The sequence below is a fragment of the Bradyrhizobium barranii subsp. apii genome, assembly GCF_011516635.5.
Taxonomy (GTDB): domain Bacteria; phylum Pseudomonadota; class Alphaproteobacteria; order Rhizobiales; family Xanthobacteraceae; genus Bradyrhizobium; species Bradyrhizobium barranii.
On sequence record NZ_CP096255.1, the window covers coordinates 2,258,601 to 2,283,039 of the forward strand.

The 24,439-nt window shown below is 65.0% G+C and carries 23 protein-coding genes and 1 pseudogene; 16 read left to right on the forward strand and 8 right to left on the reverse strand.

The window, feature by feature from the left end:
* Window positions 1-6: 6 nt before the first annotated feature.
* A complete protein-coding gene (locus HAP41_RS10815; RefSeq protein WP_248577193.1) occupies window positions 7-663 on the reverse strand; it encodes a hypothetical protein in 657 nt (218 codons plus the stop codon).
* A gap of 2 nt (window positions 664-665) precedes the next feature.
* On the opposite strand from HAP41_RS10815, the gene HAP41_RS10820 reads away from it, so the two are divergent.
* A protein-coding gene (locus HAP41_RS10820) for an IS630 family transposase (protein ID WP_166063836.1) occupies window positions 666-1,612 on the forward strand; the annotation gives its coding sequence in 2 pieces (ribosomal slippage) (window positions 666-1,005 and window positions 1,005-1,612; 948 coding nt in all).
* Here the strand turns inward: HAP41_RS10820 and HAP41_RS10825 are convergent.
* Window positions 1,559-2,593: a hypothetical protein gene (locus HAP41_RS10825; RefSeq protein ID WP_224580887.1), complete on the reverse strand. Its 1,035-nt coding sequence runs from the start codon at window positions 2,591-2,593 to the stop codon at window positions 1,559-1,561. The genes HAP41_RS10820 and HAP41_RS10825 overlap by 54 nt on opposite strands.
* A 2-nt stretch (window positions 2,594-2,595) precedes the next feature.
* Window positions 2,596-3,564 carry a LysR family transcriptional regulator gene (locus HAP41_RS10830; RefSeq protein ID WP_166102573.1) on the reverse strand — a complete coding sequence of 323 codons (969 nt, stop codon included), beginning with the start codon at window positions 3,562-3,564 and terminating at the stop codon, window positions 2,596-2,598.
* A 136-nt stretch (window positions 3,565-3,700) separates the two neighbouring features.
* Between HAP41_RS10830 and HAP41_RS10835 the strand changes: the two genes are divergently transcribed.
* From HAP41_RS10835 to HAP41_RS10880, 10 genes are all read left to right on the forward strand, one after another.
* Window positions 3,701-5,029 carry a cation:dicarboxylate symporter family transporter gene (locus tag HAP41_RS10835; RefSeq protein WP_166102571.1) on the forward strand — a complete coding sequence of 443 codons (1,329 nt, stop codon included), beginning with the start codon at window positions 3,701-3,703 and terminating at the stop codon, window positions 5,027-5,029.
* Between the two features lie 18 nt (window positions 5,030-5,047).
* Window positions 5,048-6,082, forward strand: a complete 1,035-nt coding sequence (locus tag HAP41_RS10840) for a PdxA family dehydrogenase (protein WP_166102568.1) — start codon at window positions 5,048-5,050, stop codon at window positions 6,080-6,082.
* Window positions 6,072-7,526, forward strand: a complete 1,455-nt coding sequence (locus tag HAP41_RS10845) for an MmgE/PrpD family protein (protein ID WP_166102566.1) — start codon at window positions 6,072-6,074, stop codon at window positions 7,524-7,526. The genes HAP41_RS10840 and HAP41_RS10845 overlap by 11 nt, the downstream gene beginning before the upstream one ends.
* A 17-nt stretch (window positions 7,527-7,543) precedes the next feature.
* Complete coding sequence (locus HAP41_RS10850) at window positions 7,544-8,980, forward strand: MmgE/PrpD family protein (protein WP_166102564.1); 1,437 nt, start codon at window positions 7,544-7,546, stop codon at window positions 8,978-8,980.
* Window positions 8,981-9,020: 40 nt separating this feature from the next.
* Window positions 9,021-9,992 (forward strand): Bug family tripartite tricarboxylate transporter substrate binding protein, encoded by a 972-nt coding sequence (locus HAP41_RS10855; RefSeq protein ID WP_166102560.1) that lies wholly within the window; start codon window positions 9,021-9,023, stop codon window positions 9,990-9,992.
* A gap of 9 nt (window positions 9,993-10,001) precedes the next feature.
* On the forward strand, window positions 10,002-10,790 hold the full coding sequence (locus HAP41_RS10860; RefSeq protein WP_166102557.1) for an SDR family NAD(P)-dependent oxidoreductase: 789 nt from the start codon (window positions 10,002-10,004) through the stop codon (window positions 10,788-10,790).
* Window positions 10,790-11,608, forward strand: coding sequence for an alpha/beta fold hydrolase (locus HAP41_RS10865; protein ID WP_166102554.1), 819 nt, complete (start codon window positions 10,790-10,792; stop codon window positions 11,606-11,608). The genes HAP41_RS10860 and HAP41_RS10865 overlap by 1 nt, the downstream gene beginning before the upstream one ends.
* An 88-nt stretch (window positions 11,609-11,696) precedes the next feature.
* Window positions 11,697-12,488, forward strand: coding sequence for a fumarylacetoacetate hydrolase family protein (locus HAP41_RS10870; protein WP_166102551.1), 792 nt, complete (start codon window positions 11,697-11,699; stop codon window positions 12,486-12,488).
* Between the two features lie 37 nt (window positions 12,489-12,525).
* Entirely contained in the window at window positions 12,526-13,308 is a 783-nt protein-coding gene (locus HAP41_RS10875) for a transporter substrate-binding domain-containing protein (protein ID WP_166102548.1), read from the forward strand.
* Window positions 13,309-13,451: 143 nt separating this feature from the next.
* Window positions 13,452-13,868, forward strand: a complete 417-nt coding sequence (locus HAP41_RS10880) for a hypothetical protein (protein ID WP_224580886.1) — start codon at window positions 13,452-13,454, stop codon at window positions 13,866-13,868.
* Between the two features lie 10 nt (window positions 13,869-13,878).
* Here the strand turns inward: HAP41_RS10880 and HAP41_RS10885 are convergent, their stop codons facing one another.
* The 4 genes from HAP41_RS10885 to HAP41_RS10900 are packed head-to-tail and all read right to left on the reverse strand — an operon-like array spanning window position 13,879 to window position 17,186.
* Window positions 13,879-14,616, reverse strand: a complete 738-nt coding sequence (locus tag HAP41_RS10885; protein ID WP_166102545.1) for an IclR family transcriptional regulator — start codon at window positions 14,614-14,616, stop codon at window positions 13,879-13,881.
* A gap of 17 nt (window positions 14,617-14,633) precedes the next feature.
* Window positions 14,634-15,485, reverse strand: coding sequence for an HpcH/HpaI aldolase/citrate lyase family protein (locus HAP41_RS10890; RefSeq protein WP_166102542.1), 852 nt, complete (start codon window positions 15,483-15,485; stop codon window positions 14,634-14,636).
* Window positions 15,485-15,937, reverse strand: coding sequence for a MaoC family dehydratase (locus HAP41_RS10895; protein ID WP_028160689.1), 453 nt, complete (start codon window positions 15,935-15,937; stop codon window positions 15,485-15,487). The genes HAP41_RS10890 and HAP41_RS10895 overlap by 1 nt, the downstream gene beginning before the upstream one ends.
* A gap of 46 nt (window positions 15,938-15,983) precedes the next feature.
* The gene (locus HAP41_RS10900) at window positions 15,984-17,186 is read right to left on the reverse strand and encodes a CaiB/BaiF CoA transferase family protein (protein ID WP_166102539.1); all 1,203 of its coding nucleotides are present in this window, start codon (window positions 17,184-17,186) and stop codon (window positions 15,984-15,986) included.
* Window positions 17,187-17,411: 225 nt separating this feature from the next.
* Between HAP41_RS10900 and HAP41_RS50330 the strand changes: the two are divergent.
* From HAP41_RS50330 to HAP41_RS10925, 5 genes and pseudogenes are all read left to right on the forward strand, one after another.
* Window positions 17,412-18,441 (forward strand): annotated as a pseudogene (locus HAP41_RS50330) (TRAP transporter substrate-binding protein).
* A gap of 38 nt (window positions 18,442-18,479) precedes the next feature.
* Window positions 18,480-19,034: a TRAP transporter small permease gene (locus tag HAP41_RS10910; RefSeq protein WP_176400455.1), complete on the forward strand. Its 555-nt coding sequence runs from the start codon at window positions 18,480-18,482 to the stop codon at window positions 19,032-19,034.
* A gap of 12 nt (window positions 19,035-19,046) precedes the next feature.
* On the forward strand, window positions 19,047-20,360 hold the full coding sequence (locus HAP41_RS10915; RefSeq protein ID WP_166102536.1) for a TRAP transporter large permease: 1,314 nt from the start codon (window positions 19,047-19,049) through the stop codon (window positions 20,358-20,360).
* Between the two features lie 13 nt (window positions 20,361-20,373).
* Window positions 20,374-21,540, forward strand: coding sequence for an acyl-CoA dehydrogenase family protein (locus HAP41_RS10920; protein ID WP_166102533.1), 1,167 nt, complete (start codon window positions 20,374-20,376; stop codon window positions 21,538-21,540).
* A gap of 31 nt (window positions 21,541-21,571) precedes the next feature.
* Window positions 21,572-22,804, forward strand: a complete 1,233-nt coding sequence (locus HAP41_RS10925) for an acetyl-CoA hydrolase/transferase family protein (protein WP_166102530.1) — start codon at window positions 21,572-21,574, stop codon at window positions 22,802-22,804.
* 30 nt (window positions 22,805-22,834) lie between these two features.
* Here HAP41_RS10925 and HAP41_RS10930 read toward each other — a convergent pair whose 3' ends face one another.
* Window positions 22,835-24,406, reverse strand: a complete 1,572-nt coding sequence (locus tag HAP41_RS10930; protein ID WP_166102525.1) for an AMP-binding protein — start codon at window positions 24,404-24,406, stop codon at window positions 22,835-22,837.
* Window positions 24,407-24,439: the final 33 nt, after the last annotated feature.

Here is a 24,439-nt window from a genome sequence, read left to right on the forward strand (position 1 = left end):
GCGCGGTCACCGGCAGGCGGGGTTTGCTGCGTCCGGAAACGCCAGGAAGGTGACGGTCGCCGGCACCAGCCGGATCGCTCCCGCAGGTGTTGCGCGCGGCTCAAGTCGGGGCAGTTCGTCGTCGGCACTCAGCGCGAGCGTCTTGCCGTTCAGCTGAACTGTCGCGTCTTGCAGCCGCGTCGCATGCATCGTGTAGCGCTCGGCGGGGTGTGACAGCGTCAGGGTCGATGATGCGTGCCGCGACGCGTTGATTGCGAGCACGGACACGGCGCCCCACATGCCCGGATGGCAATGCGCGTAGAGATGGAGATCTGGCGCGGCGACCGGGTTCGCGTCGAGCACGATCGTTCCCATCAGCCGATGCCAGAGCAGCGCAGCCCAGTAGCTCGGCCGCGGACGAAACGTTCCCTCGTCGAGCAGGCCGTAGTCGCTGGCGGCCAGCGTGTTGTGCATCACCACCTGGACGCCGGCCCTTGCGAGGCGTCCGTGCTGGTCGAGATAGCGGAAGGTGTCGAGAAAGGTCTTGTCCGATGGATTGCCGCCGCAGGCGGAGTTTGCCGTCTCCGTCAGCCAGAGCATTTTCCGACCGGAAAGAATCGGGTGGGGATTCCCAAAACGGCGCGAGTCAGATTCAAGCTGCATGCTGGCGAGGGAGGCCAGCATGTATGGCCAGGGCGCTTTCGGTTGATCTTCGCCAAAGGGTGGTAGCCGCGATTGACGGTGGCATGTCCTGTCGACAGGCTGCTGAGCGCTTTGGTGTCAGCGCGGCCAGTGCAATCCGCTGGCGCGGTCGCCTCAAGAAAGTTGGCGACATCGTTCCTAAACGCCAGGGCGGTGACCGCAAATCGCAGCGCATCGAAGCGCATTCGCAATTGATTCTGGAGGCGGTGACAGCGAGGCCGGATATCACGCTTGCCGAGTTGCGAGAACTGTTGAAACGTCGTGGAATATCGACTGGCATCGCGTCGCTCTGGCGTTTTTTCCAGCGCAGAAAGATCACACTTAAAAAAAGACAGCGCACGCCGCCGAGCAACGGCGCGGCGATATAAATGCCGCACGTGAGGAGTGGTTCGAAGGGCAAATCGACCTTGACCCTGAGCGTCTCGTCTTCATCGACGAAACCAGCGCCAACACCAAAATGGCGCGGCGTTACGGGCGCTCGCCACGCGGCGAGCGATGTCGTGCAGCTATCCCACACGGACATTGGAAGACGACGACGTTCACCGCTGGATTGCGCTCCGACGGTCTGATCGCGCCGCTTGTTCTGGACGGTCCAATGGATGGCGACGCTTTCCTGGCCTACGTCGAGCAATTGCTCGCCCCATCGCTGCGGCCGGGCGATACCGTTATCATGGACAACTTGCCCGCTCACAAGGTCCATGGCGTTCGAGAGGCCATCCAGGCGGTCGGAGCTAGCCTGCTCTATCTTCCGCCCTACAGTCCAGACTTCAACCCGATTGAAATGGCCTTCTCCAAACTGAAAGCGCTGTTGCGGACCGCCGCAGCCCGCACCATGCCCGATCTCTGGCAAGCAATCGCCAACGCTCTCAAACGCTTCTCACCCGAGGAATGTCAAAATTATCTCGTCGCGGCTGGTTACGACGCAACGTGATCGGAAAACGCTCCAGATCGGCTTGCGAGGCTCGAATGCGTCGCGCAGGGCGCGGTAGGTCGCGAACGTCGCGTCGGTGCGTGCCAGCCAGTCCGAGGAGAGCGTCTGCGCCGGATCATCGCGGCCGCCGCAGCGCGGCGAGAGCGTGTTGTAGTGATGATAGGAGAAGCGATCGATGCCGGGGGCGGATGCGGCGAGCAGATCGTGCGTGGTGATGCCCGACCCGGATGGCGACGGCGCGTCGCCGGTCGAACCCGGGCCGACGATCAGCGTCTCGGGCGCCGCGCGTTGCATCCATTCGCGAAAGATCCTGAAGTCCCGGCCATAAGCGGCCGCATCATATCCCGGCGGTGCACCGTTCGTCGCCGCAAGCGTCGGCTCGTTCATGAATTCCACCGCCGCGATGTGGCCACCCAGCGAACGCGTCGTGTCGATCAGGCGCTGCGCCTGATCGGTCTTCCACACGCCATCCGCATCGCGGCTGCCCGGACTGATCGCGAAGGAGGTGACGATCTCCGCGTCGACTGCGCGGGCAAAGTCGATGACGTCGCGCCATCGGTTGAGGCTGAGCACGTCATTGAATCCCGGCGGGGGCTTGGCCGGCGCATGGTCCGTGTCGGCAAAGAACGTCGCATTGGCCCAGGTGCCGCTCACGCGCAGATAGGCCGGCGCCAAAGCGGCGGCGAGCTTGCGCAGCCGCGCATTGGCAAGATCGATCGGCGGCCTCTCGCCGTAACGATCCCGCTCATCGAGCGCGCGCATCGTTCGCGGATAAGGCTTCCAGAACCGGCCGCCGGTCACCTCCACCATCTCGATATTATAGGATTGAAAGCGCGCATCGATCGTGCCGATCGCCTTCAGTTCCGCGGGCGCGACGGATGCGTCGCCGGCGCGCGCCGCGTCTAGCGTTGTGGCAGCGAGCAGGCTCATCAGCAGCATCTGCGGCCGAAGCAGCCCGAAGGTCGGCTTGATCCGCGACACGGTCATCTGGTCCGCGGCGCAGCGGCGATGGATTTCCCTCCCGGCCGGCCCTTGCGCACCGAATTCCAGAAATTCTCGGCCGCCCGGGTCATGCGGGCCCGCGTGCGGAACAGCGAGACGCTGATCGGAATGTCCCAATCCGCGCCGCCGGCGCGCAACAGGCGGCCGCTGTCGAGATCGGCGCGGACGAGGCTCATCGGAGCCCACGTCACGCCGCGCCCTTCGCGCGCCATGTCGACCAGCAGCATGACCGGCGCGGCGAAGCCGGGCGCCAGCCACGCCGTCGAATCCTTCGCGGCCAGGAACGAGGTGACGAGCCGCCCCACGCCCGAGCCGGGGTGATAGGCGAGATAGGGCAGCGGCGCGCCCGATGCGCCGGGCAGGGCGTAACGAGGCTGTGCCTTTTTGCTGCTGCGTCCACCGCGGCCCGGTTTTGCAGCCGGCGCACTGATCGGGATCAGCACGTCGGTCGCGAGATCGACGCGCTGGAAGCGGTCCATGTCGAGCCGGCTCACCAGCGTCGGATGGTAGTGCGCCAGCATGAAATGGGCCTGCGCGTCCAGAAGTAGCTTCTCGCAGCCGGCGAAATTGGAGGCGACGAGCTGCACGGCGGAGTCGGCCCGCGCGCTGTCCGAATTGCGGATCCATTCCGGAAAGAAGGTCTGCGACAGTGAATGCGTGGCGGCGAAGGTGATGGTCTCGGCCTTCAGCCGCGCCATTTCGAGCGCTTCCTCGCGTCCGACCAGGACCCGGCGCAGCACGTCCTCCGCGACGGGGCGGAAACTCTCGCCGGCCGGCGTCAGCGTGATCGTGTGGGTCGAACGTTCGAACAGCGGCGTGCCCAGCCACTCCTCGAGCGACCTGATGCGGCGGCTCAGCGCCGGCTGGGTCACATGCCGTCGCTGGGCGGCGCGCGAGAACCCGCCCTCCTCGGCGATGGCAAGGAAATCCTCCAGCCAGACCAGGTCCATGATGCGGTTTTGTCCTCAAATCATACCGATACGGCATTAGCGCCTGACACGCCGCTGGTCCAATGTAAACGGCATCGCAAGACAAGAACAAAGCGCCGCCTTCGCATGGCGCGACGATGCCGTTGGAGGAAGCAAATTGCAGATCGCCGCAACGCCGCTGTCTGAGCCCATATCGACTGAGCCGATGTCGCGCCCGGTTTCTGAACGCCGCCGCAAGCCGCTCTGGCGCGAGCAATATGTCCTGGTCGTCGCCGGCGCCGCGCTCGGCGCACTGTTCGGCTTCCTGCTTCCGACCGTCGCCGTCGACTTCAAGCCGCTCGGCGATGCCTTCATCTCGCTGATCAAGATGACGATCGCGCCGCTGATCTTCCTGGTGGTGGTCACCGGCATCGCGCAGGTCGGTGACATGAAGGCGGTCGGCCGCATCGGGCTCAAGGCGTTCGCCTATTTCGAGGCGGTGACGACGATCTGCCTGTTGATCAGCTTCGTGGTGGTGCGCTGGGTGCAGCCCGGCGCCGGCGTGGCGCATGCCACGGCGCAGCAGGCGGAGACCGTCGCGCGCTATTCGCAGGCCCATGTCGGGTCGCTGTCAGCCTACATTCAGCACATGATCCCGGAGAGTTTTGTCGGCGCGTTTGCGGCCGGCGACGTGCTCCAGGTGCTCGTGCTCGCGCTTCTGTGCGGCATCGGCTTGCTGCTGCTCGGCGAAAAGGCCGCGCCGCTGCGGACGGGCCTTGAGCGGATCACCGAACTCGTCTTCAGCGTCGTGCATGTCGTGGTGGCCTTGGCGCCGATCGGCGCCTTTGGTGCCATGGCTTTCACCGTGGCGAAGTTCGGCGCCGCCACGCTCTATGCGCTGGCGCTATTGGTCGGCACCGCCTGGGCGATGATGGCGTTCTTCATCTTCGTCATTCTTGGCATGATCTGTCGCCTCGCCGGTATTCGCCTGATGGATTTGCTGCGGCTGCTGCGGAACGAGCTGCTGGTCGTGCTCGGCACCTCCTCGTCGGAGACTGCCATCCCCGGCATGATGGAGAAGCTGCCGAAGGCGGGTGTGGGGCGGGCAGTCGCTGGCCTCGTCATTCCCTCCGGCTATTCCTTCAATCTCGATGGCGTCGCGCTGACGCTGCCGCTCTCCACGATGTTCGTCGCACAGGTCTACGGCATCGAACTGTCGGCCGGCCAGCAATTGAGCCTGTTCGTGGTGATGCTGTTCACCAGCAAGGGCGCCGCGGGCGTCACCGGCGGTGCCTTCGCCGCGCTCGCCGCGACCGTGATTGCCGCGGGGCTGCCGGCGGAGGGACTGGCGCTGCTGCTCGGCATCGACCGCTTCATGTCGCTGGCGCGCTCCATCACCAACACCATCGGAAACGCGGTCGCCGCGATCGTGGTCGCGAAGTGGGACGGGGAATTCAACCGGGAGGACTGGGCTCAGTCCGCCGCTCAAATCCAAGAAGTGAAGTAAGGATCCAAGGCTTTCAATATGGCTACCAACACCAACGAACTGCCCGTCATTGCGCTGACCCCTGGCGACTGTACCGGCATCGGCCCCGAACAGATCGCGCGCATCCTCTCCGACGACCGGCTCGCCGATGCCGCCCGCCTCGTCGTGGTCGGCGATGCCCGCGTGCTCGAGATGGGCATGGCGCATGCCGGCGTGAAGCTGAAGGTCGAGCGGATCGCTTCGCCCAAGGCTGCCAATTGGGGCCACGGCGCTGTGCAGCTCGTCGACCTCGGCAACACCGATCCCGCCAAATTCCCGACCGGCAAAGCCAGCGCGGAATCGGGCCGGCTGACCGGCGAGACGCTGTCGCGTGCGATCGATTTCGCCAAGGGGGGCGAGGTCGATGCGATCACGTTTGCGCCGCTCAACAAGCGCGCGATGTTCGACGGCGGCTGGAAGTTCCCCGACGAGCACAAGATGTTCGCGAGCCTGCTCGGCCACAAGACTTACTTCTCCGAGATGAACGTGCTCGACGGGGAATGGATGTCGCGTGTCACCGGGCATCAGTCGCTGCGTGAGGCGCTCGACGGCATCAATCCGGCGAGCATCACCGATTCGATCGAGCTGGTTGACCGCATGATGCGGAGGGCTGGCGTCGCCAGGCCGCGCATCGCGGTCGCCGCGCTCAATCCGCATGCCGGCGAGAACGGCCTGTTCGGCCGCGACGAGATCGAGATGATCCGACCGACCGTCGAAGCCGCCGCGAAGCGCGGCATTGCCTGCACCGGGCCATATCCCGCCGACACCGTCTACGTCCGCGCCTTCGCCGGCGAGTTCGACAGCGTGGTCGCGATGTATCACGACCAGGGCCAGATCGCGACCAAGCTGCGCGGCTTCAACCGCGGTGTCACCGTCACCGCGGGCCTTGAGACCGTCTTCACTACGCCATCGCACGGCACGGCGTTCGATATCGTCGGCACCGGCGTCGCCAAGACCGGCGCGCTCGAAAGCGCGGTCCGCCTCGCAGCGCAACTGGTATCGATCAAGGTCAAGGAGGCTGCCCATGCAAACTGATCGCAGGACCCTGCTCCAGGCGGCGGCCGCGCTGCCACTCGCAACCGTCGGCGCCAACGCCGCCTTCGCGCAGACGCCGGCCGCAACGCCCGCCGCCGCGCCGCCCAAGGAGGTGACGCGGGCGCTGGCACATTATCTCGTGACCGCGAGTTATGACGACCTGCCGGCCAATGTGCGCAAGGAAGGCGTGCGCACGCTGCTGAACTGGGTCGGCGTCGCGATCGGCGGATCGCATCACGAGACGGTCGATATCGCGGTCTCCGCGCTCGGTCCGTTCTCTGGGCCGCAGCAGGCCTCGCTGTTCGGGCGGCGCGAGCGGTTCGACATCATGAACGCGGCCTTCATCAACGGCGTGTCGAGCCATATCTTCGACTATGACGACACGCATCTGAAGACAATCATCCATCCTGCGGGCCCCGTGGCCTCGGCCATTCTCGCGCTGTCGGAAATGCAGCCGGTCTCCGGCAAGGAATTCCTGAACGCGCTGGTGCTCGGCGTCGAGACCGAGTGCAGGATCGGCAACGCCGTCTACCCGAACCATTACGACGTCGGCTGGCACATCACCGGCACCGCTGGCGTGTTCGGCTCGGCCGCGGCCGTCGGCAAGCTGTTGAAGCTGAACGAGCAGCAGATGATTTGGGCGCTTGGACTGGCCGCCTCGCAGCCGGTGGGCCTGCGCGAATCCTTCGGCTCGATGAACAAGAGCTTCAATCCAGGCCGTGCCGCATCAAGCGGCATTTTCGCGGCGATCCTGGCCTCGAAGAATTTCACCTCGTCCGACGCCATGATCGAGGCCAAGCGCGGCTGGGCCAACACGATCAGCACCAAGCAGGACTACAACGAGATCCTGGGCGACCTCGGCAAACGCTATGAGGCCGCGCTCAATACCTACAAGCCATTCGCCTGCGGCATCGTCATGCACCCGGCGATCGACGCCGCGATCCAGCTCCGCAACGAGAGCAAGGTGACTGCGGACCAGATCGAGCGCGTCGACCTCAAGGTCCATCCGCTGGTGCTGGAACTCACCGGCAAGAAGACGCCGAAGGCGGGCCTCGAAGGCAAGTTCAGCATCTATCACGCGGTCGCGGTCGCCATCGTCGAGGGCGCCGGCGGCGAGAAGCAGTTCAGCGACCGGGCCGTGACCGATCCGACCGTCGTCGCGCTGCGCGGCAAGGTGAACCCGGTGATCACACCCGGCATCAAGCCTGAGCAGGTCGATCTCACCATCGTGCTCAAGGACGGCCGCAAGCTCAACCGCTACATCGAGCATGCGATCGGCAGCGTCGAGGTGCCGATGACGGACAAGCAGCTCGAAACCAAATTCTCGGACCTTGCAGAGGGTGTCATCCCTGCTGCGACGATCCGGCGCGTGATGGACGCCTGCTGGAATGTCGAGAACCTGCCGAACGCGGCAGAGATCGCAAAGATGTCGGTCGCAACCTGACCGCGGAGGAGAACAACATGCCGTCACGCCGCGGTTTCCTGCAGTCCGCCGGTTCGGTTGCCGCATTGGTCGCCACCGGCGGCCGTGCGGCTCTCGCGGCGAGCCCAGGTGTCACCGAGCGTCTCGCCCGCTACATGGTCGCCGCGCGCGACCAGGAGCTGCCGGAGCAGGTGCTGCGTGAATGCAAGCACCGCATTCTCGATACGCTCGGCGCGATGGTTTCGGGCTCGCGAATGAAGCCGGGCGAAATGGCGCTGAAGTATGTGCGCACCCTCGGCGGCGATGCCCAGGCGTCCGTCGTCGGCTCCGATTTCCGGACCACGGCTGTTAACGCGGCGTTGGCGAACGCGATGTGTGCGCATGCCGACGAGACCGACGATTTCGAGCCCGTCACCAAGGCGCATCCGGGATGCTCGGTCGTGCCGGCTGCACTCGCGATTGGCGAGCGCGAGCATCGCAGCGGACAGGATTTCATTCGCGCCGTCGCGCTCGGCTACGACCTGACCTGCCGGCTGCTGTTCGCTCTGGGTCCCGACCTCGTCCGCGGTTCGCATCGGAGTGCCGAAGGGACGTCATCGACCTTCGGCGCGCTTGGTGCCGCCGCTTCGCTGGCGCGGTTAGATGAGAGGGGAATGCGCTACGCGATCTCCTACTCGTCGCAGCAGGTGTCCGGCCTCTGGAGCTGGGTGAAGGACCACGACCACATCGAGAAGGCGTTCGACTTCGCCGGCATGGGGGCCCGCAACGGCGTCATGGCGGTCGACATGGTGAAAGCGGGCCTCACCGGCGTCGACGACGTGCTCGATGGCACCCACAATCTCTTCATCGCGCTGTCGACCGATCCGAAGCCGGAGGAGATGGTGAAGGATCTCGGCAAGCGCTTCTATGTCACGGAGACCGCAATCAAGACCTTCTCGGTCGGCTATCCCATCCAGTCGCCGCTGGATGCGATGCTGACGTTGCGCAAGCAACACAGCCTCGCGCCAGATAATGTGCGTAGCATGCTGGTCAAGTTGCCGACCGATGCGATGGGAATTGTGGGCGAGAGCGCGATGCCAGACGTCAACTGCCAGCATCTCGTCGCTGTCGCGCTGGTCAAGGGCGCCGTGTCGTTCAACGACAGTCATGATGTCGCGCTGATGCACGATCCGAAAATCCTGGAGCAGCGCGCCAAGGTGACGCTGGCCGGCGACAAGGCACTGATGGACCCGGCAGCGCCACGCGGCGCTGTCGTCGAAGTGACATTGACCGATGGCAAGAAGGTCGAGCACTTCACGAAGTATCCGCCGGGCACCAAGGAGAATCCGCTGAGCACGGAAGCAGTGGCGGCCAAGACGCGGGATCTGATTGCACCGGTATTGGGCAGTGACAGGGCCGAGAAGCTGATCGAGCAGATCGGCCATCTCGAACGGCTTGACGACGTCGGCAAGTTGAGGCCATTGCTGACGGCGTGATGAATCAATCAACAACAAGACAAACATCAAGGAAGTGCCCATGCGCGGCGTTATGCGACGCACCTTTCTGGCCGCCTGTGCGGCCGTTCTGTTCTCCGGCGCGGCTCTAGCGCAGGATTATCCCTCCCGCCCCGTCAAGATCATCGTGCCGTTCCCGGCCGGCGGGTCCAACGACATCATCGCCCGCATCGTCGCGCAGAAGCTGACTGAACGGAACGGCCAGACCTTCCTCGTTGAGAACCGCGGCGGCGCCGGCGGCAATACCGGCGCCGAGACGGTGGCGAGCGCTGAGCCCGATGGCTACACCCTGCTGCTGACCGCGCCGCCTCCGCTGACGATCAACGGTTCGCTCTACAAGAAGCTGCCGTTCGATCCCGCCAAGGCCTTTGCGCCGGTGGCGCTGATCGCCTCGGTGCCGATTGTGCTGGTCGTCAACCCGTCGGTGCAGGCGAAGAACGTCGGCGAGCTGATCGCGCTCGCCAAGGCCAAGCCCGGCTCGCTGAATTTCGGCTCGTCCGGCATCGGCTCGACCAACCACCTCGCCGGCGAGCTGCTCAAGAGCATGGCCGGTGTGGACATCGTCCATGTGCCCTATCGCGGCGCCGCGCCGGCGATGAACGATCTGCTCGCGGGCCAGATCCCCTTCATGTTCGACAACATGCCGGCGGTGCTGCCGCAGGTGCAGGGCAAGGCCATCAATGCGATCGCGGTTGCTGGTACCAAGCGTGCGGAGGCGCTGCCTGATGTGCCGACCGTGGCTGACACCATTCCCGGCTTCGAGGCTTCGTCCTGGTTCGGACTGGTGGCGCCGGCCAAGACGCCCGCGCCCGCGCTCGCCAAGCTGAGTGGCGAACTCGAGACCATTCTGAAGATGCCGGATGTCAAGAAGCGGCTTGCCGAGCTTGGCGCCGAGCCCGGCACGGTGTTTGGTCCGGCGTTCGGGCAGTTCATGGCGGACGAAACCACGAAGTGGGGCAAGCTCGTCAAGGCGTCCGGCGCCACAGTGGATTAGGGTAGCGTCATGGATCTCAATCTGGGCGGCAAGGTTGCCGTCGTTACCGGCGGCAGCATCGGTATCGGCCGTGCCATTGCCGCCGAACTCGCGCGCGAGCAGGCGCATGTCGTCATCGTCGCCCGCGATGCCGAGCGGCTTGCGGCGTCGGCGCAGGAGATGTCGCGGGACACCGGCCGGCGCGTGATCGCCTGTGCCGGCGACATGACCAAGCCTGACGACATAGCCCGTGCAATGACCACCGCGCGCGAGGCCTTCGGCCGCATCGATATCCTCGTCAACAACGCCGGCGCCTCGCCGATGGGCCGGATCGCGGAGACGCCCGACGCGACCTGGGCCAAGTCGATCGAGCTGAAGCTGCTCGGCTACATGCGCTGTGCACGCAATCTCCTGCCTGAAATGCGCGACCGCCGCTGGGGCCGCGTCATCAACATCATCGGCCGCAGCGGCCACCAGCCGCGCGCGGCCTATATGGCCGGCGGCGCGGTCAATGCCGCGCTGCTGAACTTCACGCTGGCGCTTGCCGAGGAATGCGCGCCGGACAATGTGCTGGTCACCGGCGTCAATCCCGGACCGGTGCAGACCGATCGTTGGGACAGCCTCATCTCTCAAGGTGCGGCGATCGCGGGCCAGGATCAGGGCGCGACCAATGCTGCGGCGATCGCCTCGGTTCCGCTCGGCCGCGTCGGGCAGCCGCATGAAGTGTCCGGCATCGTCGCGTTCCTCTGTTCAGACCGCGCATCCTTCATTACTGGTACCTGCATCAATGTCGATGGCGGTGGAACGAGGTGTATCTGATGGGTAGCGAACTGCGGAAGATCGGTGTCGGAGAGGATTGCGAGCTTGCGGTTCGCATCGACGACTATCTGCTGCCGTGGGACATCAAGCCGCCGGTCGTGATGCTGCACGGGCTCGCCGAGAGCGGCGAGGCGTTCCGGCGCTGGGTGCCGTATTTCGCCACGCATCATCTGGTGGTGCGGCCTGACCTGCGCGGCTACGGCGATTCGACGCCGATGCAGGGCACCTATGCCTATCGTTTCGCCGGTCTCGGCGACGACATCATCCGGATGCTGGACGCGCTGAAGCTCGATCGCGTTTTCCTGGTTGGCGGCAAGATCGGCGGCACGCTGGCGATGCACCTGACCGCAAAACACCCGGATCGCGTGATCGCAGTCGCCGCGGTCGGTGCGCCGGCCTCGCTCACCTCGTTCAACGAGCGTGCGCCGACCTGGCGCAAGCAGATCCGCGAGCAGGGCGTCGAGCCCTGGGTGCGCGAGACCACCGCAGGCCGTCTCGGCTCGTCGCTACCCCCGGCAGCGCTCGACTGGTGGATCAAGCTGATGTCGAAGACCAAGGCTTCGACGCTGGAGGCATTCCTCCAGATGGTGCCGACCGTCGACGTCACCGACGAACTTCCGTCCATCAAGCGTCCGACGCTGGTGATCACCACGACCGGCTCCGGTCTTGGCGACGTCGCCTCCGTGAAGGCGTGGCAGGAAACGATTCCGGGCTCGAAGCTGGAAGTGCTGCCGGGCGATTCCTATCACGTCGCCGCGACTGACCCGGACGCATGCGCGCAAAAAGTTCGCGCGTTCTTCGATCGCGTCGCGACTTAAGACGTACAGGGCGGGCCATTGGCCCGCCCTGCATTTGGCTCTAAGACTACCGTTCGACAAGAAACGGCAAATATCAGGGAGTGAAGCCATGACAAAAACCACGCGACGCAGCGTGCTCACGGCCGCAGCCGCGATGACGGCGGCGGGCCTCACTGAGGTGACGTCGGCTGCGGCGCACGTCGCACCCAAGCCGATCTTCCCGGTGCCGATGGTTTCGATCCCGATCGTCGGCGAAACGAGTGTGTTCCAGGTCCGCCGCATCTACTGCATCGGCCGCAACTATGCCGCGCACGCGATCGAGCGGGGCTCGGATCCGAACCGCGAGCCGCCGTTCTTCTTCCAGAAGCCGACGGATGCTATCCAGAACGTTGCGGTGGGCGAGGTCGCCGACCATCCCTATCCGTCGCTGACCAAGAACTATCATCACGAGGTCGAACTGGTCGCCGCGCTGAAATCGGGAGGCACCAACATCCCGGCCGACAAGGCGCTCGATCACGTCTATGGCTACGCGCTCGGCCTCGACATGACCCGGCGCGATCTCCAGAACGGCATGGCCGCGGAAAAGAAGCCCTGGGAGATCGGCAAGAGCTTTGACCACGCCGCGGTGATCGGGCCGATCCATCCGGCCAGCAAGACCGGCCATTTCGAGAAGGGCGCCATTTCGCTCGCGATCAACGGCACGGTGAAACAGAACTCGGATCTCAGCAAGATGATCTGGAGCGTCGCCGAGCAGATAGCAAAGCTCTCCGAAGCGTTCGAGCTGAAAGCCGGCGACATCATCTATTCCGGCACGCCGGAGAATGTCGGCCCGGTGGTGAAGGGCGACGTGCTCTTGTGCAAGCTCGAGGGCTTGCCGGATATGTCGATCAAGATCGTTTAACCGATCCCTGCAGCCATTATCGCGTCGGGAGGTGCTCATGTTGCAGCATGCTGTGATCGCCACGTTGGGTCTGACCTTTGCGATCACCGTTGCAAAGGCCGAAGGCCCCGTCGACGTCGCGCCGACGGGAGCGCTCCGCGTAGCGGTGGCCGTCGGCCCGGCCGCGTCGGCCTTCTGGACCACGCGCGATCCTTCCACCGGAAAGCCGCGCGGCGTCACCGTCGAGCTCGCTAGGGCCGCCGCTGACAAGCTGCACGTTCCGCTCCAACTCGTCGAATATCAGAGCTCCGACGAGATCGCCGCGGCCAGCAGTAAGGACGTCTGGGATCTCTCCTTCATGCCGGCGGACGTCAAGCGCGAGGCGTTCGTGGACCAGGGTCCGGCTTACGTCGCCTATATGAGCGGCTATCTCATCCGCGCCGGATCGGTCATCCGCTCGGTTGCGGATGTCGATCGCGCCGGCATGCGGGTCGGCTGCATCGAGGGAACATCGACGTCACGCACGGTCGAGAAATCCTTGAAGCAGGCGAAGCTGACAAAGTTCGTGAAGCCGGAAGAGGCGGCCGAATTGATCGGCAAGGGGCAGCTCGATGCTCTGGCGATGGGCATGGGAGCTCTGGAAGACCTTTCGCGTAAGCTGCCCGGAACCAAGGTGCTGGATGAGGTGATCCAGTCGACCGGCGTGGTTGTGGTCGTTCCCAAGGGCAAGGCCGTGGCGAAGGCCTGGGCGGCGCGCTTCCTGGATGAAGCCAAGGTAGACGGCACCGTGCGTCGTGCGCTCGATGGTAACGGATTTACCGGCGACAAGATCGCGCCGTGATCTGGCCCCGCTGGAACCGCGAATGGCGGCGGGGGTCTCTGAATTGCCGGAGTTCCATCGGCCATTGCCCCGTGTTGGGCAACGAACAAACCTCGTGCGGCCATATTTGAGTAAGAGTGATCTCCCGAGAGGGAGGCGCTCCGATGAAGAAAGTTTTGATCACTGCGGTCGTGCTGCTGGCTGGCGTGCCCGCGAGCGCCGTTGCGCAGGAGCGCGCTGGTGCTGCGGCGATAGGCGCCGTGTCCGGGGCCGTCGTGCTCGGTCCGGTCGGTGCGGTCGCGGGTGCAGTGATTGGCTATACCGCCGGTCCTTCAATCGCGAGGTCATGGGGCGTGAGAGGTTCGCGGTCGGCAAGACACCAGCAGCCGCCACGCCGCGAGGCGTACCGCGCAGCCGCGACCGGCGCTCCGCCGCGCGCACGTGAGGCGATGAATGCCAACGGCCAGATCAGAGCTGCCAGCAATCCGCCGGCTCAAGCCGCGCCCCCAGTGCAGCCAGTTCAAGCTGCCCCGGCTCCGCCGGCGGAGACTTCGACCCCGCCCGTTCAGGGACTCGAATGAGGCTCCGGCTTTAGGCCGCGGTCGTCTTCGGCCGCAGCCGGTCGACGGTCCGTGCGATCAGGGCGGCCACCTCCGGCACTTTTGGACCAATGCGAAATTCCGGCCCTGCGACGACGACGGAGAGCCGGCGATCACCGATCGGCAGTGGGATCGCCGCGCCGGCGAGGTCGCGGCTGTAATCGGCGAAGCTCTGGCAGTAGCCGCGCGCGATCGAATTGCGCAGCTCGATCTCGACCGCCTCGATGCTGATCGGCGTCGAGGGCCCGTATTGCTTGAACTCGATCTTGCGATAGACGGAGTCGCGCTCTTCCTGCGAATATTGCAGCAGCAGTGCGCGGCCGCTGGCGTGGATCGGCACGCGGTGGCCGATGGTCGCGAAATAGCGGATCGCGGCCTGGGATTCGACGACGTCGATGAACACCGCCATCACGCCGGCCGGCGCCACGATGGATGCAGTCTCGCCGGTCTCGGCGGAGAGATCTGCGATCAGCTGATGCGTCCACGGCGGCAGCGGCTCGACCTCGGAGATCATCCGTGCCATCGCCAGCCAGCGCGGCGTCGGATAGAATCCGGCGCGCGGCCGCGGCTCATAGAGGTAGCCCTTCTCGGACAGCGTCGCGAGCAGGTTGAAGGTCGACGAGCGCGGCCAGCCGAAATGATCGGCGATCTCGGCAAGCGTCGCCGGCTTCCTCGTTTGCGCGAAGAATTCCATGATCTCCAGGACGTTGGCGGCTTGGCGAACGATCATGGTGGCGGCGTTCCAATCTAGGTCTGGCCGAGGATCTTCTTCGCGGCGCGAAGGTGCGGCTTGTCGATCATCTGGCCGTCGAGCCGCAGCGTGCCGGAGTTCGGATTGTTCGCGAATGCGGCGATCACTTTTTCCGCCCAGGTGCGCTCAGCCTCGGTCGGCTCGAATGCCGCGTTGACGACGTCGACATGTTTCGGATGGATCAGCGCCTTCGCCGAAAAACCGTCACGCCGCGCGGCGCGCGTTTCCTGCTCGAGGCCGGCGAGGTTGTCGATGTCGGTATAGACGGTGTCGATCGGCGCGACCTCGGCCGCGGCCGCCGCCATCAGGCAGAGATCGCGCGCGAGGCGGTAGGGGCTGTGGAACACGCCGCCCGAGGCCTTTTCCGTGGCGCCGAGCGAGGCCGAGAGATCTTCCGCACCCCACATCAGGCCTGCGAGGCGGGGGGAGCAGCCCTTGTAGCTGCCAAGCCCAAAGATCGAGCTGGCGGTTTCGGTGGCGACGCAAACGATGCGGGTCGCGCCGACGGTGATGCCGGCGGCTGCTTCCAAGGCTTCGAGCCAGGTCGCAACCTGGCGCACGTCATCGCCGCCTTGCGATTTCGGCAGCACGATGCCGTCGGGCTTGCCGGGCATCACCGCGGCGAGATCGGTGAGCGTCAGGCCGGTGTCGAGCGCGTTGACGCGGACATAGAGCTGATGCGGGCCGGGGCGGCCCTTCAGCATCGCAAGCGTCAGCCCGCGCGCTTCCGGCTTCTTGTCGGTGACGACGGAATCCTCGAGATCGATGATCAGCGCGTCGGCCTTGCCTTCGCTCGCCTTCTCGAATTTGCGCGGGGAGTCCCCCGGCACGAACAGCATCGAACGCATCAGACCGGCCTCTTGTGCATCATCGCCATGCGGCGGCATTTGCCGACGATCTCGTCGTTCTGGTTCAAGGCGTGGTGCTCGAACTCGACGATACCCGCTCTCGGGCGCGATTTGGATTCCCTCAACGAAAGCACCTTCGTCGTCGCCCGCAAGGTGTCGCCATGGAAGACCGGTTTTGGGAACGTGACGTCGGTCATGCCGAGATTGGCAACGGTGGTCCCCATGGTCGTATCATAGACCGTCATGCCGATCATGATGCCGAGGGTGTAAAGGCTGTTGAAAATGCGCTGGCCGAACTCGGTCTTTTCAGCGAAATGCGCGTCGATATGCAGCGGCTGCGGGTTGAGCGTCAGCAGGCTGAACATGGTGTTGTCCATCTCCGTGACGGTCCGGGTCAGCGGATGCCTGAACTCCTGGCCCACGGAAAAGTCCTCGAAATAAAGTCCGGCCATCGCGGTTTCCTCCCTGTATTGCTGCGATTCTGGCCAGCGCTGTCCCTTAGGGCGGCGCGGCCAGGTGAACTGCTTCTTGCTCCGCGAGCTGTTCGATTTCCTCGGTCGAGAAGCCGGCCTCGCGCAAAATGTCGCGGCCATGCTGGCCGAGGGTCGGTGCGGGGCCCGCGGCTTCCGGCTGGGTCACGCTCCAGGTGGAGGGCACGCGCATCTGGCGGATCCGGCCTTCGACGGGATGATCCACCGTCCGGAAGAAGTCGATCGCTCGGAGATGCGGATCGTCGAGGATCGTCTCCAGCGTGTGCATCGGCATCACCGGAATGTCCGCGCGCTCGAGCAGCTCGCGCCACTCAGCGGTGGTGCGTGTGAGGAAGATGTGGCCGATCTCCTCGTAGATCTCGTCGATGTGCTTCGTCCGCGCGGCGTGGTTGGCGAAGCGCGGCTGATCGAGGAAATGCGGCTGTCCGATCGCCTCGAAGCAGCTGCGCCAGTGCTTGTCGTTGTAGATGAGGACGCAGAGATAGCCGTCGCTGGTCTTGTAGGGGCGGCGATAGCGCGACAGCAGGCGGGCATAGCCGCCATGGTCGAGCGGCGGATCGTAGGTGAGGCCGCCCAGATGATCGACCAGCACGAACTCCGTCATCGATTCGAACATCGGCACGTCGATGCGTTGGCCAACGCCGGTGCGGCTCTGATGCATCAGCCCGCCCATGACGGCATTGACCAACATCAGGCCGACGATGCGGTCGGCGATGGTGACGGGGACGTAGCGCGGCGTGCCGTCGCCGGCCGCCGCAAGCAGCGTCGGAATGGTGGCGGCGCCCTGGATCAGATCGTCGTAGGCGGGCTTTGCGGCATAGGGCCCGGCCTGGCCGTAGCCGAACGCGCCGACATAGACGAGCGCGTGGTTGATCTTGCGAAGTGTCTCGTAGTCGAGGCCGAGACGCGCCATCGCCTGTGGTCGCACGTTGTAGACGAGCGCGTTGGCGTGCTTCGCCAGCCGCAGCAAGGTGTCGCGGCCTTCCGTCTTCTTCAGGTCGAGCACGATGCTGCGCTTGCCGCGATTGGCATTGAGGAACATCCCGCCCATGCCGGGCGTGCGGCCGGGGCCGATCTGGCGAACGATGTCGCCCTCAGGGCTTTCGACCTTGATCACGTCGGCGCCCATGTCCGCCAGCACCTGGGTGCCGTAGGGGCCCATCAGCACCGAAGTCAGGTCGAGAATGGTGAAGCCGGCGAGCGGTCCCATGAGGCCTCGTTTGATGAATTCATATACGTGGAGTTAGGGTTCATAAAGTGGCCGTGTCAATTCGACGGCTCCGGTCCGTGGCGCATAGCGCCATGAATAGTTCATATGCTTGACAGATAAATTCACATATATGTACATTTTCGAGCAAGAAATGGAGCGAGGGCCGGACGGCGCCGCAGCAATTCGCTGCCGCATTCGGCGTGGGGACGCGTCAAGGAGAACGACATGAAGAAGAATCTGGCCCGGGCCGCAGCGGTGCTCGCTCTCTCGCTGCCGGTCTCGACAATGCCGGCGCAGGCCCTGGAGCTGAAGGTCGCCGATAGCTTCCCCGCCGGTCACTATCTCGTCCGCCTGATGCTCAAGCCCTGGATGGACGACGTCACCAGGCGCACCAATGGCGCGGTGACCTTCACCTATTATCCGAACCAGCAGATCGGCAAGGCCGCCGACATGCTGCGTCTGACGCAGTCCGGCGTGGTCGACATCGGCTACATCGGACCGTCCTATGTCTCCGACAAGATGCCGCTGTCGGAAGTCGCGCAATTGCCGGGCGCGTTCGCGACCAGCTGCCAGGGCACGCTCGCTTATTGGAAGACCGCGCGTGAAGGCATTCTCTGCCAAGCAGGAATACGCGCCGAACAAGATCAAGCTGCTGCTCGCCGTGGTGCTGCCGCCCTACCAGGTGTGGACCGTCAAGTCGAAGGTGGAAACCACCAAGGACATGCAGGGCCTGAAGCTGCGCACCACGGGCGGCGCGCAGGATCTGACGCTGCGTGCGCTCAGCGCCGTGCCGGTGCGCATGGCTGCGCCCGATGCCTATGAGTCGCTCTCGCGCGGCACCATGGACGGCCTGCTGTTCCCGCTCGACAGCGTCGTCTCCTACGGCCTCGACAAGCTGGTCAAGCACGCCACCGAAGGCGTCAGCTTCGGCAGCTTCATCGTCGCCTATTCCATCAACCAGTCGGTCTGGGACAAGCTGCCCGACGACGTGAAGAAGGCGATGAACGAGGCTTCGGAGGCGATTACGCCGCAAGCCTGCGCCGGCGTCGAAAAAGAAGGCGAAGTCACCAAGAAGCAAATGCAGGACGAAGGCATCAGCTTCGATCCGCTCCCGGATGCGACGCGCACCGAGATCAAGGACAAGCTCAAGGGCGTCGGCAAGGAGTGGGCGAGCGGGCTCGACAGCCGCGGCAAGCAGGCGTCTGCCGCGCTGAAGGAGTTCGACGATCTGCTCGCCACCGGCGGCGCAAAGTAGCGCCAGGTAGTCCGACAACCAAGAGGGAGGCGCGGAAGGTGATCAAGCGGGCAGGAGATGTGCTCGGCGCGCTGGAGCGCGCGCTGACGGTGATCGCGGTGGTGTTCATGTTCGTGATCATGCTGCTGGTGGTGGCCGACGTGTTCATGCGTTACGCGCTGAACAGCCCTTTCTCCTTCACCTATGATCTGATCGGGCTCTATCTCCTCGCCGGCGTGTTCTTCTTCACGCTGTCGGATGCGTTGCGCGAGCATGTCCATGTCGGCGTGGACATCCTCCTGTCGCGCTTCTCGCTGACGGGGCGGCGGCTGTCCGAGATCGTCACCGCGCTCGCCGGCCTGTTCGTGTTCATCCTCATCTGCAAGGTCGGGTTCGAGCGGGCGCTGGAGAATTACGAACAGCACGACGTGCTCTCCGGCGCGATCCCCTGGCCGCCCTGGATCTCGGCGGCGCTGGTGCCGTTCGGTTGCGGCGTGCTGGTGTTGCGGCTCGCGCTCCAGTTGGTCGGCAATGTGTTGAGCCTCGTCAGCGGCCGCGACCTCTATCCGCTGCCGCCGGTGACCGGCGTCGGCGAAGCACGCGGCTTCGAGTAACGGGCGATATCCATGACACCTTTCATCGTTCTCGCCCTGCTGTTCGGCCTGCTTGCCCTCGGCACGCCCGTCGGTTTCGCCATGGCCTTCTCCGGTTCGGTCGGCCTCGTCATGGTCGGTGGATGGGGCACGCTGCTCGGCATCCTGCAGACAGCGCCGCTCTCGACCGTCTCGGCTTACGAGCTGATCACCATTCCGATGTTTCTCTTGATGGCAGACCTCGTGCTGCTGTCGGGTGTCGCGGACGATCTGTTCAAGACCGCCTCGGCCTGGGTCGGCCGCATTCCCGGCGGCCTCGGCATGGCCACCGCACTCGCCGGCGCCGGTTTTGGCGCGATCTGCGGCACGTCAACGGCCTCGGCCGCGACGCTGTCCTCGACCAGCCTGCCGGCGATGATCCGCCAGGGCTACGAGCCGAAGATGGCCGCCGGCGTGGTTGCGATCTCAGGCACGCTGTCGATGCTGCTGCCGACCAGCGTTGCGCTCGTCATCTTCGGCCTGCTGGCCGAAGTGAACATCGGCAAGCTGCTGATCAGCGGCATCATCCCGGCGATCCTGGTGACGTTCACCATCATGGCCACGATCTATTTCCTGGTCTGGCAGGATCCCTCGCGCGCACCGGCCGCGAAGTCGGTACCGTGGCGCGAGAAGTTTGCGCTGCTGTGGCAGGTCTCGCCGATGGTGGTGCTGTTCTCGATCGTGACGGGCACGATCTATCTCGGCGTCGCGACGCCGACGGAAGCCTCCGCCTTCGGCGCGTTCGGCGCCTTCCTGCTCGCCATCGTCAAGGGCAAGATCACGCCGTCCTCGCTCTATGCGACGCTGCTGCGCGCCTGCCACGGCACCTGCATGATCATCATGATCCTGGTCGGTGCCTCGATCTTCGGCTATTTCTTCACGCTCACCCATGTCACGCAGGACCTCGTCGCCTGGATCGGGTCCTTGCCGGCCTCGCGCTGGGTGATCATCACGCTGATCCTGTGCGGCTACATCGTGCTCGGCTCGTTCATGGACCAGATCGCGATCCTGGTGCTGACCGTGCCGATCGTGCTGCCGCTGATCAAGACGCTCGGCTTCGATCCGATCTGGTTCGGCGTCATCAAGATCGTCACCGCCGAGGTCGGCATGATCACGCCGCCGGTGGGACTCCACTGTTTTATTGTCGCCCGCTACGCCAAGCGGCCGGTGGCGGAGGTTTTCCACGGCACCTTCCCGCACTTCATCGCGCACCTGATTGCGATCGCGATTTTGGTCGCGTTTCCCTCGATCATTCTCTGGCTGCCCATCACAGATGGGGCGCTAGGATCGGAGCCCGGCTCCCAATAAGGAGATCAAGAACATGGATTTCGCGCTCACCGATCAGCAGGAAGCCATTCGCGCCGCCGTCGCAAGAGTTTGCGAAGACTTTCCCGACGCCTATTGGCTGAAGAAGGACCATGACGGCGGCTTCCCGCACGACTTCCACAAGGCAATGGCCGATGCCGGCTGGCTCGGCATCTGTGTGCCGGAGGAATATGGCGGCTCCGGGCTTGGCATCACCGAGGCCGCGATCATGATGCGCGCCATCGCGGAATCCGGTGCCGGCATGTCCGGTGCGTCTGCGGTGCATATCAACGTCTTCGGGCTCAACCCCGTCGTCGTGTTCGGCACCGAGGAGCAGCGCAAGCGCATGCTGCCGCCGATGGTCGAGGGCCGCGAGAAGGCCTGCTTCGCCGTCACCGAGCCCAACACCGGCCTCAACACCACGCAGCTCAAGACGCGTGCCGTGGCCAAGAACGACCGCTACATCGTCAACGGCCAGAAGGTGTGGATCTCCACCGCGCAGGTCGCACACAAGATCCTGCTGCTGGCGCGCACCACGCCACTGGAAGAGGTGCGTTCGCCAACCCATGGCCTCAGCCTCTTCTATACGGATTTCGACCGCAAGAAGATCAAGGTCCACGAGATCGAGAAGATGGGCCGCAAGATCGTCGATTCCAACGAGCTGTTCTTCGAGGATTTCGAGATCCCGATGGAGGACCGCATCGGCGAAGAGGGCAAGGGCTTCCAGTATATCCTCGAAGGCATGAATCCGGAGCGTATCCTGATCGCCGCCGAAGCCGTCGGCCTCGGCAAGCTCGCGCTGTCGCGCGCGACCGAATATGCCAAGACGCGCGTGGTGTTCAACCGTCCGATCGGCAAGAACCAGGGCATCCAGCATCCGCTTGCGGTGAACTGGGTCGAGCTCGAGGCGGCCTGGCTGATGGTGATGCAGGCGGCCTGGCAATACGACAAGGGCTTGCCTTGCGGCGCTGGCGCGAACGCCGCGAAGTATTTTGCAGGCGAAGCCGGCTACCACGCCTGCGAGCAGGCGGTGATGACCCATGGCGGCTTCGGCTACGCCAAGGAGTTCCACGTCGAGCGTTATCTGCGCGAGGTCCTGATCCCGCGCATCGCGCCGGTCAGCCCGCAGCTCGCGCTCAGCTTCATTGCGGAGAAGGTGCTCGGACTGGCGAAGTCTTACTAGTCTTCGCGCGAATCGCTGAGCGGGGACGCCAATGGACCTCGACTTCTCCGGCCTGATCCGGGAGGGCGACAGTGTCGTGTGCGGGCAGGCAACGGCTGAGCCGGTCACCCTGACCGAAGCGCTGGTCGCGCAAGCCGGGCATCTGCCGGCGTTCCGCATGATGGTCGGTCCAATATTCTCCGACACCTTTTCCGCGGCGTGCGCGCCCAACATCTCGGTCCAGAGCTATGGTGTGATCGGGAATGCGCGGCGGCTCGCGAAAGCGGGACGGCTCGACGTGATCCCGAGCAATTACAGCGCCTTCTGCGCCGATTTCGCCTCACGGCGCCACCGTGCGGATGTGGTGCTGGTGCAACTCGCCGAGTCCGGCGATGGTCGATTGAGCGCAAGCCTCTCCAACGATCATGTCATCGATGCCGCACGGGGCGCGCGCGTCGTCATCGCCGAGATCAATCCGGATGCGCCCTGGACGTTTGGCGCGGAATGGCCTGCGGACGCGCCGATCCATCTGCGGGTCGCCGCTCGCCGTCCGCCCGTCGAACTGCCGTCGGCGCCACTTGATGACGTCTCACGGAAAATCGCGTCACATGCGGCGAGCCTGATCGCCGACGGCAGCACGCTTCAGTTCGGCGTCGGCCGGATTCCGGATGCGATCCTGTCTTCGCTATCGCATGCGCGCAATCTCGGCATCCATTCCGGCCTGATCAATGACGCCGTCGTCGACCTGATCGAGCGCGGCGCGGTGACGAATGCGCAGAAGGGAATCGATGCCGGGACCACGGTGACGAACCAGGTGATCGGCACGAAGCGGCTCTATCGCTTCGTGCACGACAACAAGGCTGTTTCGGTGCGACCGACGTTGTACACGCACGGCCAGAACGTGCTGGCGCGGATCAGCCGGCTGGTCGCGATCAACTCGGCGCTCCAGGTCGGGCTCGACGGCAGCGTCAATTCCGAGACGCTGAACGGCGTCGCGATCGGCGCCATCGGCGGGCAGCTCGATTTCGTGCGCGGTGCCAATGCATCGCCCGGGGGCAGGGCGATCATCGCGCTGCCGGCGACGGCGTCCGACGGGACCAGCCGCATTGTCGTCAATGTGGAGACCGTGACGACGCCGCGCGCCGACGTCGATGCCATCGTGACCGAATGGGGCGTTGCGGAGTTGCGCGGCTGCGGCCTTGCCGAGCGCGCGCGCCTCATGATCGCGATCGCGGCGCCCGGGCACCGCGACGCGCTGTCGGCGCAGTTTCGCGCCGCGCGCTAGAATCTCGCGAGCTATCTGAAACAGGCGGGCCTATTCGGCGGCAATCCGTTCCATCGCCATGGCGCGAAGCCGGGCGCGCTGGATTTTCACACCGTTGGCGCTGTCGGTGACGGGGAAAGCATCGACGATATAGATTCGTGCCGGCACCTTGTAGCCGGCGAGCCGCTCGCGCAGGCGCGCCACCAGCATCTCCTGCTGCGGCGGCTCCTCGGCCGGAATCACGAAGGCGACGCAGCGCGCCTGCCCCTTGAGATCGATCGCGACAACCTGGGCGTCGGCAACCCCCGTGCAGGCTTTGAGCTCGTCCTCGATCTCGCCGGGGGCAACCAGGAAGCCGCCGAGCCGCATCGCATCGCCCGCGCGGGTCTCGTAGACGAAGGCGCCGTCGCCGCGCATCCGACCGATGTCGCCGGTGCGGAAGAAGCCGTCGGCGGTGATCGCATCGCGCGTCGCATCCGGGTTGTTGAAATAGCCAAGGAAGCACGAGGGCGCGCTGATCTCGATCTCGCCGGAGACGCCTTGCGCCGCCAGCTCCCCGGTCTCGGTGTCGCGCGCGCGCACCTTCGCGTCGGGAGACATCGGCCACCCGCCGCCTTCGATACGATTGGCGAAGGCATCATCGGGGCGGGTGATCGAGAACAGCGCCTGCACCTCGCTCGAGCCGTAGAGGCCGAACAACGGCATGCCGCGCGCCTCGGCCTCCGCGGCGAGCTCGCGCCAGCCGGACTGGAACGCGGCGAAGCCGCAGACTTCGAGATGCGGGAATGGCCGTGGTGTGTCGGCGAGCGCGAGGATGCGGCGGAACATCTCGTCGGAGCCGAAGGCGTGCGTGATCTTGTGCTCGCCAAGGACCTTCGACGCTGATGCCGCCTCGAAAGCATCGAGCACATGGATGGTCGCGCCGGCTGCGACGAAGCCGAGCAGGCTGGTCATGCCAAAGGTGCCGCAGAACGGCAGCATGGCCAGCAACGAATGGCGCTGTGGCGAGAGTTTGAGCGCCTTGGCGACGGAGGCGGCGTGCGTGGCGAGCGTCCGCTGCGAATGCGCGACGAGCTTCGGTCCCTTGGTCGTGCCTGATGTCGTGTAGAGCAGTACCGGCAGATCGACATCTGCCTGCGCCGGCGGTGCTGGCGGATAGGACGTCTCGAACGCATCGAAGCGCACACAGGGCCAGTGTGCGGGGATCGCATCCCCGCCGACCACCGCGAGCCTTTGCAGCGCGGGTACTTCGTCCCTGGTGACCTCGGCGAGGATGGCGGCAAAATCGATCGAGCGGAACGAGGCCTCGACCACCATCAGCCTGGCGCCGGACACCTTGAGCAGATGGCCGACTTCCGCGCTGCGGTAGCGGGTATTGACCGCGGCGACGATCGCACCGCAGCGGGCGGCGGCGAACAGCAATGCGATCCATTCGACCCGGTTGACCAGCCAGACCGCGACCACGTCGCCCTGGCCGATGCCTTGCGCGGCAAGCCATGCGGCGGTCTGCTCGACCTTCCCGGAGAATTCCGCGCGCGAGACCGGCCTGCCGTCAAACACGAAGGCGGGCTCGGCACCTTCGGCACCGATCAGCGATTGAAGCGAAAATTGGTTGACGCTCATGGCAACCGGACTAACCCGATCGCGCAGACCTGT